General features: G+C 59.5%; 10 protein-coding genes. 4 read left to right on the forward strand and 6 right to left on the reverse strand.

Annotation, left to right across the window (positions count from 1 at the left end; all coding sequences use genetic code 11):
* Positions 1-18: 18 nt before the first annotated feature.
* From ACYZTL_RS21345 to ACYZTL_RS21365, 5 genes are read right to left on the reverse strand one after another with little or no spacing between them, the layout of a single operon-like run.
* Complete coding sequence (locus tag ACYZTL_RS21345) at positions 19-1422, reverse strand: ATP-binding protein (RefSeq protein ID WP_461953399.1); 1404 nt, start codon at positions 1420-1422, stop codon at positions 19-21.
* Entirely contained in the window at positions 1419-3230 is a 1812-nt protein-coding gene (locus tag ACYZTL_RS21350; protein WP_461953400.1) for a DAHL domain-containing protein, read from the reverse strand. The genes ACYZTL_RS21345 and ACYZTL_RS21350 overlap by 4 nt, the downstream gene beginning before the upstream one ends.
* The gene (locus ACYZTL_RS21355) at positions 3227-4186 is read right to left on the reverse strand and encodes a cytochrome-c peroxidase (protein WP_461953401.1); all 960 of its coding nucleotides are present in this window, start codon (positions 4184-4186) and stop codon (positions 3227-3229) included. Before ACYZTL_RS21355 ends, ACYZTL_RS21350 begins: the two co-directional genes overlap by 4 nt.
* A 44-nt stretch (positions 4187-4230) precedes the next feature.
* A complete protein-coding gene (locus tag ACYZTL_RS21360; RefSeq protein WP_461953402.1) occupies positions 4231-6105 on the reverse strand; it encodes a putative bifunctional diguanylate cyclase/phosphodiesterase in 1875 nt (624 codons plus the stop codon).
* Entirely contained in the window at positions 6102-8363 is a 2262-nt protein-coding gene (locus ACYZTL_RS21365) for a GGDEF/EAL domain-containing response regulator (protein ID WP_461953403.1), read from the reverse strand. The genes ACYZTL_RS21360 and ACYZTL_RS21365 overlap by 4 nt, the downstream gene beginning before the upstream one ends.
* Before the next feature lie 255 nt (positions 8364-8618).
* Here ACYZTL_RS21365 and ACYZTL_RS21370 point away from each other — a divergent pair, with 255 nt between their 5' ends.
* The 4 genes from ACYZTL_RS21370 (at position 8619) to ACYZTL_RS21385 (ending at position 11811) form a co-directional block, all read left to right on the forward strand.
* A complete protein-coding gene (locus ACYZTL_RS21370) occupies positions 8619-9989 on the forward strand; it encodes an HD domain-containing phosphohydrolase (protein ID WP_461953404.1) in 1371 nt (456 codons plus the stop codon).
* Between the two features lie 206 nt (positions 9990-10195).
* A complete protein-coding gene (locus ACYZTL_RS21375; RefSeq protein WP_461953405.1) occupies positions 10196-10630 on the forward strand; it encodes an NUDIX hydrolase in 435 nt (144 codons plus the stop codon).
* 24 nt (positions 10631-10654) lie between these two features.
* On the forward strand, positions 10655-11293 hold the full coding sequence (locus tag ACYZTL_RS21380; protein WP_461953406.1) for a LysE family translocator: 639 nt from the start codon (positions 10655-10657) through the stop codon (positions 11291-11293).
* Positions 11294-11295: 2 nt separating this feature from the next.
* Complete coding sequence (locus tag ACYZTL_RS21385) at positions 11296-11811, forward strand: GNAT family N-acetyltransferase (protein ID WP_461954351.1); 516 nt, start codon at positions 11296-11298, stop codon at positions 11809-11811.
* 142 nt (positions 11812-11953) lie between these two features.
* Here the strand turns inward: ACYZTL_RS21385 and metR are convergent, their stop codons facing one another.
* Complete coding sequence (gene metR, locus ACYZTL_RS21390) at positions 11954-12871, reverse strand: transcriptional regulator MetR (protein ID WP_461953407.1); 918 nt, start codon at positions 12869-12871, stop codon at positions 11954-11956.
* Positions 12872-12943 lie beyond the last annotated feature (72 nt).

Consider the following 12943-nt stretch of genomic DNA (forward strand, 5'->3'; position numbering starts at 1 on the left):
CCACATTTGGAGTTGTGTTCAGGCTGCGGGTTTTGATTGGTGAATAGGCAATTCGACGCGGAATGTGCTTCCTTTGCCGACTTCACTCACTACCGAAATATCCCCCTGATGTTTCTTCACGATGCCATAGGACAGGGACAACCCCAGCCCTGTCCCCTGGCCCACCGGTTTGGTGGTGAAGAACGGGTCGAAAATTTTCTGCAGGATGTCCGGCGGGATGCCGGTGCCGGTGTCGGCGACTTCGATCCATACGGTTTCCCCTTCAGACCCGGTGCGCAGGGTGAGGGTGCCGCGTTCCGGGCCGATGGCCTGCGACGCGTTGACGATCAGGTTCATGAACACCTGGTTGATTTGCGACGGCAGGCATTCGATGTCGGGCAGCGCCTGATAGTCCTTCACCACATCGGCCTTGTACTTCAGCTCATTGGCCACGATGTTCAGCGTCGAATCGATGCCTTGTTGCAGATTCGCCCATTGCCATTCCTGGTTGGAGTCCGCCCGCGAGAAGTCCTTCAGGTCTCTGACGATCTGCCCGACGCGGTTGATGCCGTCCTTGGATTCCTTGATCAGCAGCGGTATGTCGTCGCGCAGGAATTCCAGCTCGATCCGGTCGCGAAGCTGTTGCAAACGCTCGACCAGCTCGCTGGAACCCATCGCCTCTTCCGCGTCTCGATAGGCGTCGAGCATTTCCTGCAGCTGCTTGAAATAACCGTCCAGGGTGCCGAGGTTGGAGGAAATGAAGCCGATGGGGTTGTTGATTTCATGGGCGACGCCGGCCGCCAGTTGCCCCAGTGAAGCGAGTTTTTCCGATTGCACCAGCTGTGACTCTAGCTGTTTGCGCTCGTCGATTTCCCGTTGCAACGCCTCGCTGGCCTGTTTGAACTGGGTCGTGCGTTGATCCACCAGATGCTCCAGATGGCTCATTTGTACAAAGGCCCGTTCGGTCATGTCCCATTTGGTCAACAGGGTGTTGGCCATCTGCTGGACTTCAATGTTGTCGAACGGTTTTTTCAGAATCAGCAGCCGGTCATGGGCCTGCAACCGGTCCAGCAGTTCATCCCACGAATAGTCGGAATACGCGGTGCACACCACCACTTGCAGGCGCGGGGCTTCCTGCCACAAATGCTCGATGGTTTGCGCGCCGTCCCATCCCTCCGGCATGCGCATGTCGACGAAGGCCAGCGCGTAGGGGCGGTTTTCCTGCAAGGCTTTCTTGAGCTTGCCGAGGCCCTCTTGCCCGCCATACGCCGAATCGAGCTCGAACAGGGCGCGGGTGGGTTTCATTTCACTGCCAAACAGCGCCGCTTCCATCTCGTCCAGCTCGACGGTCTGCGGAGCCGGCACAAGGATCTTGCGGAAATCCTCATGAATGGACGGTGTGTCGTCGATCAGCAGAATGCGCCGGTTCGACTGTTCGCTCATGCGTTCTCCATGACGGTTTTCAGCGGGATCTGCAGGGTGAACTGCGCGCCCTTGCCCGGCCCGTCGCTGTGGGCGGTGAGGTGGCCGTTCATTTCGATGGCGGCCAGGGCGCAGCTGTGTAGGCCGAAGCCGTGACCTTCCTTGCGCGTGGTAAAGCCGTGGGCAAAGATGCGCGTCATGTTTTCCGGGGCGATGCCTTCACCGTCATCCTTGACGCTGACTTGCAGCGTCGTGTCGTCGACGATTTTGACCCCGAGGGTCATCTGCCGCGGGCGGTTGCTGAGGTCGGACATGGCGTATTTGGCATTGCTGATCAGGTTGATCAGGATCAGCAGCAAGCGGTGCTTGTCACCCATGACCTGCGGCACCTCGCCGTACTCCTTGACCACTGTGACGTGATGCCGGGTCAGCGCGCCGGCATTCATGCGCAGGGCGTCCTCGAGCAATTCGCTGATGTGCAGCGGCTCCATCAGGCTGTTGGCACCCGCGTAGGATTGCTGGGTGGCGACGATGTCCTTGATGTGGTCGACACTTTTGCTCAACTGCGCGAGTTCGTCGGTCATGCCTTGTTGTTCGAGGGCGATGGCCTCCACCAGTTGATTGAGGTAACCGGGCAGCAGCTTGCCTTTCTCGTCCTGGGTCAGGAAGGTGCCGAGATCACCGGGGTGTTGGTTAATCAGTTGCATCGCCTTGCCCAGCCCCTGGGCCTTGCTGGCGCGCAGTTTGCGGCTGACCAGATCGGCCGAGATGTTGACGCTGTTAAGCACGTTGCCGACGTTGTGCAACACATTGGTGGCGATCTCTGCCATGCCGGCCTGGCGTGCGGTGGCGAGCAGTTCGCTCTGGGTGTCCTTGAGTTCGCGGGTGCGTTCTTCCACCCGCAGCTCCAGTTCGTCATTGGCGGTTTTCAGGGCCTTGTTGACGCGATTGATGGTGGTGAAACTGCGCATCAGGTGAATGGCCAGGTACACCAACAGCAGGACCAGCAGTACTGAGAACACCAACATAAAGAGGTGATAGCGCTGCTCGATCGCATCGGCCTGTTGCTGGTCCTTGTTCAACAGGCTGGTGATGTCGTCCAGGCGTTCGGCCACGGGAATTGCTTCGATGTTTTCCAGCAAGCGGTTGACCAGCGGTTGTTCCCGCAGAATCAGTGAAATGTGGTTGCTCAGAATATCGATCGGGCTGTGAAACTGCTCGGGCAGGCGCGACTTGTTCACCTCAAGCTTGTTCAGTCCGACCAGAATGTCGGCGGCCTTGTCGGCGGAGGTGACCTGGGCGAATTCCAGGCAACTGAACAGCAAATCGTAGGTGTCGGTAGCGATGTTCTGCAGTTGCAGTTTGTCGCCATCAACCACCTGAGCCATTAGCCCCTGAATGTCGTCCTCGGCGGTGGGCAGGAACGCCAGTGAGTTGCGCAGCACAGCGTTGTGGGATTTGAACTGCTCCACCAGCCGGGTCTTTTCCTGGATGGCGGTCAGGTACGCATCACGGCTGGCGCGCCAGATCGGCGAGTCGTTGCGACCGTGGTTCGATTCCATGGTGTCGAACTGCTCCCACTGCTGCGTCATCTCGGTCAACGGCGTGACCAGCGGATCGTAGTTGTGGTGGGTGGCGATCCTGGCCTTGAGAATCTCGGTTTCCCATTGCGCGTTGAGCTGTTTGATCCGACGGATCAGGTCACGGGATTCAGCGTAGGTCGATGTCTGGTTCGAATTCGATTTGAGATACAGAAACAGCAGCGTTGAGGCCAGCAACAAAGCGGCAGCGCTCAGCAGTGCGAGGCTGCGACGGTGGGACATTTTCATAAGGGTTTGCCCTCCCATTCACCGGTCAGGGTCTTGAGAAAACTGATGATCAGGGTTTTGTCCTTGGTGGAAGGAATGCGACCAAGCTGGAACTTGAACATCACGTCCACCGCCTCTTCGAGGGTGTTGGCCGAACCGTCGTGAAAATACGGTGCGGTCACCGCAACATTGCGCAGGCTCGGTACCTTGAACACGTTGCGGTCCTCTTCATCCTTGGTCACCAGATATCGCCCCAGGTCGGTGTCGGTCGGGTTGCCGCGAACCTTGAAGTAATCGCCCATGACACCGAACTTCTGGAACATGTTGCCGCCGATGTTCACGCCTTGATGGCAGGCGATGCAGCCATAGTCCTTGAAGCGTTGGTAACCGTACTTTTCCTCGGCCGTGAGGATGTCGGTGTCCCCTAGCAGGTATTGATCAAACCGTGAATTGCGACTGAGCAGTGTACGTTCGTAGGTGGCCAGGGCGTTTTGTACATTGTTCATGGTCACGCCGTTCGGGTAGGCGTTGCCAAATGCGCTGCGGTAACCCGGGTCGGCCGACAGTACCTCCACCACATGGTCCCAGTTGCTGCCCATTTCGCTGGGGCTCTTCACCACTTCATGGATCTGGGTTTCCAGAGTGTCGGCGCGGCCGTTCCAGAACTGCCTGAAATTCAGGGTGGCGTTGAACACGCTGGGGGTGTTGATCGTCACTGGCACGCCGTTGAAGCCGATGGAAAATGCCTGGTTATCGTCACCACCTTTTTCCAGATGATGACAACTGGCGCAGGACCGCGTGGTGTTGACCGACAGGCGCGGTTCATTGAACAACTGGCGACCGAGTTCGACCCGCAGCGGGTTTTGCTGTGGCACCGGGGGCAGCGGTTTGAGCGGTTCATCCAGCGGCGCGGCGCCCGCGCTCAGACAGAATCCGAGCAGCAACACCAGCAGCAGGCGGTGAATGGATGGCGACATCTGATGATTCCCTGGCGGATGGCCTGTGTGTCGTTGCACATCGTTCACGTGGCGGTAAATGGAGCAGGTTTCACAGACTCAAGGTAGCGGGCGAAGGCGTCCGGTTCGACGGCTTTGCTGAAGTAGTAACCCTGGCCTTCTTCGCATTGATGAGCCTTGAGGAAATTCAGTTGTTCAAGGGTTTCCACCCCTTCGGCGATGATGTTCAGCTTGAGGCTGCGGCCCAGGCTGATAATGGCACTGACCAGGGCGGCGTCATTGCTGTCGGTGCTCAAACAGCGAATGAACGACTGGTCGATTTTCAGCACGTCGATGGGAAAGCGCCGCAAGTAGCTGAGGCTGGAATAGCCGGTGCCGAAGTCATCAATGGCCAGCCGAATGCCCATGACCTTGAGTCGGTTCAGGGCGGTGACGGTGCTCTCGATGTTTTGCATCAACACACCTTCGGTGATTTCCAGCTCCAGCAATGCCGGCTCCAGGCCTGTTTGTTTGAGTATCAGCTCGATGCCGTCGACAAAGTCGCGTTGACGGAAATCGATGGCCGACATGTTCACCGACATACAGATCTTCGGCAGCCCGGCGGCCTGCCAGGCGCAGGCTTGTCGGCAGGCCTCGGCCAGCACCCATTTACTCAACGGTACGATCAGGCCGCTGTCTTCGGCCACACTGATGAAATCCGATGGGTAGACCAACCCGTGTCCCGGTTTTTGCCAGCGAATCAACGCCTCGGCGCCGACCACCTTGCCGCTGCCCAGGTCCAGTTTGGGTTGGTAATGCAGGACAAATTCATTGCGCTCCAGCGCCAGGCGAATGCCGGTCTCGATGCTTTGCTGATCCCGGGCGCGCTGGTTCATTTCGTCGATGAAAAAACTGAAATCGTTCGGGCCGCTTTCCTTGATGTTGCGCATCGCGGTTTCGGCTTTCTTGATCAATTCGACGGCGTCGAAACCATCATTAGGGTAAACGCTGATGCCCAGGCTCGCGGTCACGCTCAGGTCGTGCCCGGCGATATGCAGGGGGGCGCGAATGGCGTTCAAGAGTTTTTCGGCGATGCCCTTGGTCTGCTGGGGGTGGCGGATATCGGCGAGGATCACCACGAATTCGTCGGAGCCATAGCGAAATACCGAATCTGACTCGCGCACGGCGTCCACCAGATTGCGGCTGACCTGTTTGAGCATCTCGTCACCGGCCGGATGGCCGAGGGCATTGTTGATGCGCTTGAAGCGATCAAGCCCCAGAAACATCACCGCCAGTTGCTTGTCATGGCGTCGCGACAACGCAAGCGACTGGTTCAACCGGTCACCCAGCAACGTGCTGTTGGGCAACTCGGTCAACACGTCGTACTGCAACAAATGAGACACCTTGAGCAATTCGTGAACCCGCGCTTCGATGGTTTGCTCCAGGCTCAGCACCTTCATCGCCGCATCCTGCGCCATCTGCCACTTCCAGGTCAGGGCGCTGGCCATCTGGCGGATTTCCAGGCTGTCGAAAGGTTTTTTCAGCACCAGCATCTGGTCGCCGAATTCCAGCCGTGCGGCCATGGCTTCCCAGGTGTAATCCGAATACGCAGAGCACAAAGCAATTTGCAGGTGCGGATCTGCCTGCCACAGTTGTTCGATGGTCTCCAGCCCGTCCCAGCCGGGCGGCATGCGCATGTCGGTGAACGCCATGGCATAGGGGCGACCTTCGGCCAGTGCGCGTTTGACCAGTTCGAGGGCTTCCTGACCCTGATAGGCCGAGTCGAGCTGAAACGTCAGCCGATCAATCTGCGGCGTGCCAAACAGAACCGCTTCCGTGCCGGCCAGGCTCTGTTCGCCTTCCGATTCGGCGCCGAGGATCTTGCGAAAATCCTCATGAATCGAAGGCGTGTCGTCGACGATCAGGATGCGCCGGTTGGTCCGCACAAAAGGCACTTTCATCCTTTGTCCTCCGTGGACGGCATGATGCTCCCGGCTTTCAGCAACTCGGCTGCCTGTTGGCTGCTGACGGCTTTACTGAAGTAATAACCCTGGGCGTTCATCGGTGACCCGGTGGCCATCAGTGAACTGCGTTGCTCCTGGGTTTCGACACCTTCGGCGATGATGCCGATGCCGACATCCCGAGCGAAGTTGATGATGGCGCGCAAGGTATTGGCGCTGGACGGATCGCGAGCGGCTGTGTCGATGAAGGCTTGGGCGAGTTTCAGGTGATTGACCTGGTAAGTCTTGAGGTAATCGAACGACGAATACTCGGTGCCAAAGTCGTCGATGGCGATCTTCACTCCCAGATCACGCAAGCGTGGCAATACGTCGTTGTGGGTCCATTTGGTCTGGGCCAGCGTCGCTTCGGTGACGTCGAACCGCAGGTCCCCGGCGCAGAGCTCCCAGCGCGCGGTGGTGCGCAGCACGTCATAGATCAGCTCGGGGCCACTCTTGAGCTGGGCCAGGGACAGCTTGATCGCAATCACCGGTGGCGCGACACCTTCATCACGCCACTGGCGCATCTGCCGGCAGGCTTGATCCAGCACCCAATGACCGAGGGCGATGATCGTGCCGGTCTTTTCGGCGGCGGGCAGGAACGCGGGGGCGTCCAGCAAACCGCGCTCGGGGTGATTCCAGGTGACCTGGGCTTCCATTCCGAGGATCTTGCCGGTGCTCAAGTCGACTTCCGGCCAGTAATGCAGTTCGAGTTCATTGTGTGCGATGGCCGCTCTCAACTCGCTGGCAATGGTCATGCGCTCGACCACCTCCTGATTGATCTCGTCGGAGTGGAAGTGGTACTGGTTGCGGCCCTTTTCCTTGGAGCGATAGAGCGCCATGTCAGCCTGGGTCAACAGGCCGTCGGCGCTGGTGGTGATCGGGTTGTAACTGCTGATGCCGATGCTGACCGACACTCGTACATCGTTGCCGGCCAGGGAGTAGGGCTGCACCAGCGCATCGCGGACTTTGGCGGCGAGGGCAGCGGAGTGGGTCGGGTCGCCGACGTCCAGCTGCAGGATTGCGAACTCGTCGCCGCCGAGGCGGGCGACCACATCGTTTTCCCGCACGCAGGTCTTGATGCGGCGTGCAACCTCTTGCAGCAACAGGTCGCCCACCGGGTGGCCGAGGGTGTCGTTGATGCGTTTGAAGTGGTCCAGGTCCAGGTAAAACATGGCAAACGGGGTCGCGCCGCGACGTGCGGCCGCGAAGGCCTGGTGCAGCCGCTCGATCAGCGTCGCGCGGTTGGCCAGTCCGGTCAGTCCGTCGGTGCGTGCCAGCAGGGAGATTTTCTCCTCGGCCAGTTTGCGTTCGGTGACGTCGATGATGATGCCTTCGACTTCCAGCAGACGGCCTTCGTCGTCTCGTACCGGGATATAGCGGTTTTCCACCCAGCGCCAGTCACCCGCGCCGGTGCGCATCCGGAATTCGATGGAGGCGCCTGCGGCATGGCGGTCCAGCACTTGGGCCATGGCGGTGTCGACCTTCGCTTGATCGTCGGGATGAATCAACTCCCGGGCCCAATTGGCCGAGGCCACCAGTTTCGCTGCGACATGACCGTACTTGGTGATGTTGTGGGAGATGTACATCAACGGAAACGACGGCTCGCCCCGCAATCGATACAGAATGGTCGGGCTGTTCTGCACAATGATGTTGGCATCGGACAGTTCCCGGGTGCGCTCCTCGACGGCTTGTTCCAGCAGCGACATCTTCAGCTTTGCATCTTCGGTCATTTGCCACTTGGCGGTCAGCGCGCTGGCCATCTGGCGGATTTCGATGGCATCGAACGGTTTCTTGAGAATCAGCAGACGGTCACCGAGCTCCAGGCGTTCGTCGATGTCTTCCCAGGAATAGTCGGAATAGGCCGTGCACAGTGCCACTTGCAGCTTGGGGTCGACTTGCCACAGCCGTTCGATGGTTTCCAGGCCGTCCCAGCCCGGAGGCATGCGCATGTCGATGAACGCCATCGCGTAGGGCAGGTCGTTGGCCAATGCGGTTTCGACCTTGTTCAGCGCTTCAAGGCCCTGGAATGCCGAATCGAGTACGAAACTCTGCAGTGTGGCCGTCGCCGTGCCGAACAGGGCGAGTTCAGCACGGGTCAGGTTGTCGTCATCGGACGATGGCGGGCTGAGGATCTTGTTGAAGTCCTCATGGATCGAAGCGGTGTCGTCGACAATAAGAATCCGCCGGTTGGTCCGCGCCAGTAGCGTATTCATCGCCATGTCCCTGGCCCGACAGCGGTTTGGTGCGCAGTGTTCATAAGGGGCATCCTTTTCCCTGACCACTTGGCCGAACGTACAGATTATGGATCCGAGTGACGTGAGCATAGACGCCCGGATCAGACTTCGCGCAACTGGAAACGAATCATTACAGTGACGGGTCGAAAATCATCTAGCCTGTAGGTCAGGACCAGGCAATAGGGGATGTTTGCCGGGTCCCGACTTGACGCTGTACCTGTTTTCGCCTGAGGTAATGCCATGGAAGAGCCACTCCCAGCGACGTCCACCCCTAAACCCAAGGTGCTGCTGGTCGATGATGAGGAGTCCATCCTCAATAGCCTGGGTCGCCTGTTACGCGGCCAGCCCTACGACGTGCTGCTGGCCACCAGCGGCGCCGAAGCCCTGCAAATCATGGCGAAAGTGCCCATCAACCTGGTAATGAGCGATATACGCATGCCCAACATGGACGGTGCCACGCTGCTGGCCCGTATCCACGAGCGTTATCCCGATACCGTCCGGATCATGCTGACCGGTTATGCCGATCCGTCAGCCATTATCAAAGCCATCAATGACGGGCAGATTCACCGTTACATCAGCAAGCCCTGGCACGATGGGGAATTGCTGCTGACATTGCGACAATCACTCGCGTATCAGCATTCCGAGCTTGAGCGGTTGCGTCTGGTGCAGGAGACGTGGGATCGGAACGAGGAATTGAAGCTGCTCAACATCGAGCTGGACAAACGCGTCGCCTCCCGCACCGCTGAACTGCAGCAGACCGCCGACATGCTCGACCTGGCCTACGAAGAGCTCAAGCACAGCTACGTCACCGGCACCGAGATGTTCTCGCTGCTGGCCAACCTGCGCATGCCGCCGGCTAAACAGACAAATCGCCAAATCATCGAGCTGGTGCGGGTGTACTGCACGCACCATGGGCTGGATGAAGTCAGCAGTCGCGACCTGAGCATGGCGGCGGCGCTTTACAACATCGGCAAGCTGAGCTGGACCGACAGCATGATGACCGCCCCCGCGGACCTGTTGCACCACAATGATCGTGAGCGTTATCGCAATTACCCGAAGCAGAGCGAATCGCTGTTGATGACGCTCGACCCGATGAAGGATGCCGCTCGTCTGATTCTTCATCATCAGGAGCGTTGGGATGGCAGCGGTTTCCCCGACCGGCTCAAGGGCAAGGCGATACCGTTCGGTTCCCGGCTGTTGAAAATGGCGGTGGATTTCATCGAGTTGCAGCGCGGGTTGATCCTGGAACGGCAGATGAACAGTGATGAGGCACTGGTGTATATCCGCAGTTATGCCGGAAAACTCTACGACCCCGGGATGGTGGAGGATTTCATTCAGGTGTGTGCCGCCTACCTGAGCGATGTTTCTCTGGCCGATCCGACGGTCAAGGTCATTACCACCCGGGAATTGGCTGCGGGGATGATCCTGGCGCGTAACCTCAATGCCGACAACGGCATGCTGCTGCTCAATGCCGGCAAGGTGTTGAACCGGCCGCTGGTGGAGAAATTGATCGCTTTCGAAGCCATGGAGGGGGGGAAATACAGCATTTTTGTGAAGGTGCCCGAAGAAGCGATTCCAGAAGCCGGTCAGATTTCCCAGTTCTCGCGCTGATCCCATGTGGGAGCGGCGGTGCGGCGATCCGACTTGATCGCGAAGAGGGAGTGTCAGTCGACATCTTTGTTGCCTGACACACCGCTTTCGCGAGCAAGCCCGCTCCCACAGGGGGGGGCGGTGCTCCGCAAAGATTTTTATCGGCGTGACGACGTCCCGACAATCATGTGATCCTTGCGCCTTTTAACCAAGGCTCATCCTCATCCATGACGCTTTCAGCCACCGCTTCACCCCGACTCATCCACATCGCCGCCGCCCTGTTGATCGGTCCCGACGGTCGTACCCTGCTGGTTCGCAAGCGCGGCACCGAGGCCTTCATGCAACCGGGCGGCAAGATCGAGGCCCATGAACAACCGGCCATCGCGCTGGCCCGTGAACTGGATGAAGAGCTGGGACTGGTCATTGATCCGGCGCACGCCATCTATCTGGGGCAATTCTCGGCACCGGCCGCTAATGAGCCGGGATTTATCGTACAGGCCGAACTCTTTCAACTGACGATTGATTCAGACGTGTCCCCGGCAGCGGAGATCGAAGAGGTGCGCTGGATTGATCCGACGACCGACGGTGATGTCACGCTGGCGCCATTGACACGGGACCTGATCCTGCCGTTTTATCGAGCCTCGCTGACCGCGATCGCCTGATTATTCACGGACCAAGGATTGCCCATGATTCCGCTTCAAGACTTGTTGATTTTCGCTGCTGCCGCGTTGCTGATGGTACTGACGCCGGGGCCGAACATGATCTACCTGATCTCCCGCTCGATCTGCCAGGGCCGCAAGGCGGGAGTGACCTCGTTGCTCGGTGTGGTCGCCGGATTCTTCGTGCACCTGTTCGCCGCGGCGGCGGGTTTGACGGCGGTGTTCCTGGCGGTGCCGATGGCCTATGAAGTGTTGAAGTGGGCCGGTGCGCTGTACCTGATATGGCTGGCCTGGCAGGCGGTCAAACCGGGGGCGCGGTCGCCGTTCGAGGCTCAGCAGTTGCCGCCGGACTCGTCGCGCAAACTGATCACCATGGGTTTTCTGACCAGTGCCCTGAACCCGAAAATCGCCGTGTTTTACCTGTCGGTGTTTCCGCAGTTCATCACGCCTGAGCATGGCTCGGTGTTCACCCAGAGCGTCGTTCTCGGTTTGACCCAGATCAGCGTCAGTTTCTGCGTCAACTTGTTGATCGCGGTGTTTGCGGCAGGCATCGCGTCCTGGTTCGTCAACAACCCGACCTGGCTGGCGGTGCAACGCTATTTCATGGGGTTCGTGCTGTCGGCGCTGGCGGTGCGGCTGATGCTTGAGCAACGAAGGGCGGCGTGAACATGTGGATTGAGCGGCTTGATGCCAGTCATGCCCTGGACTATCGGGCGTTGATGCTCGAAGCCTATGACTTGCACCCCCAGGCGTTTACCTCGAGTGTGCGCGAGCGCGCCACGATGCCGCTGGGCTGGTGGGAGTCGCGCCTGACCAGCAAGCAGGATGTGGTGTTCGGCGCATTTGAGGAAGGGCAATTGGCAGGCATCGTCGGCCTTGCCTTCGAACCTCGTGAAAAGGCCCGGCACAAGGCGACGCTGTTTGGCATGTACGTGTCCGGCCAGGTCCGCCAGCGCGGGCTCGGTTATCAATTGGTGCAGGCGGCGTTGGCCGAGGCGCAGGCCCATCAGGGGCTTAGGCTGATCCAGCTGACCGTCACCGCGGGCAACGAAGCGGCGTTCAACCTTTATCAGCGATGCGGCTTCATCCAGTTCGGCCTGGAGCCGATGGCGGTGCGGGTGGGCGAAGACTACTTCGACAAGATCCACATGTGGCGCGAGATCTCCTCAGACTCTGAGGGATGACAGCTTCTGTGGCGAGGGGACTTGTCCCCGTTGGAGTGCGAAGCGCTCCCTGGCATTCTTTCAGGTAAACCGCGCTCGCAGGTTCTAGGGCCGCTTCGCAGCCCAACGGGGACAAGTCCCCTCGCCACAGGGACCGTGTCGGCTATCGAACGGCGCTGACCCCATCCAGCGTAGAAAACGACGTGTCCTTCGCCGTCAGCAGAAAATCACGCATGTACGGCGCATCCAGCATGTCCGCGCGAATCCCCGCGTACAACGTCGCAAACAACCCTTTCTCGCCCAGCCGCTTGGCCTTCACATACCCCCGTGAGCTGTATTCATGCAGCGCCCAGTGTGGCATGCCGCACACGCCGCGGCCGCTGGCCACCAGTTGCATCATCATCACCGTCAATTCCGAGGTGCGGACCTGGGCTGGTTCGATGTCGGCCGGCTCAAGGAAGCGGGTGAAGATGTCCAGCCGATCACGCTCCACCGGGTAAGTGATCAAGGTCTCGGTCAGCAAATCTTCCGGCACGATATACGCCTTGCTCGCCAAACGATGCTGGTTGGCCACCGCGAGCATCGCTTCATAAGTGAACAGCGGCACATACGTGATGCCGGCGATTTCCAGCGGATCGGAGGTCACCACCAGATCCAGATCGCCACGGGCCAGGGCCGGCAACGGAGCGAAAGAGAAACCCGACGCCAGGTCCAGCTCGACTTCCGGCCAGGCATCGCGGAACTGGTCGATGGTCGGCATCAGCCACTGGAAGCAACTGTGGCACTCGATCGCCATGTGCAAACGCCCCGCGGTGCCACCGGCCAGCCGCGCGATATCGCGCTCGGCGCCGCGCAGCAACGGCAGGGTGGCGTCGGCCAGTTGCAGCAGGCGCAAACCGGCGCTGGTGAAACGCACCGGTTTGGTCTTGCGCACGAACAGCGGCATCCCCAGTCGTTCCTCAAGCTCCTTGAACTGGTGAGACAGGGCCGATTGCGTCAGGTGCAGACGGTCGGCGGCATCGACCAGGCTGTCGGCTTCGCGCAAGGCGTGCAGGGTCTTCAGGTGACGGATTTCAAGCACCGGCGGGGCTCCATGAGGAAAACTTGTGATCAACACGAAAAGGTTGAGTTTGCCTCATGTTTGGTTGGCTGT

The sequence above is a fragment of the Pseudomonas sp. LB3P81 genome, assembly GCF_054897965.1.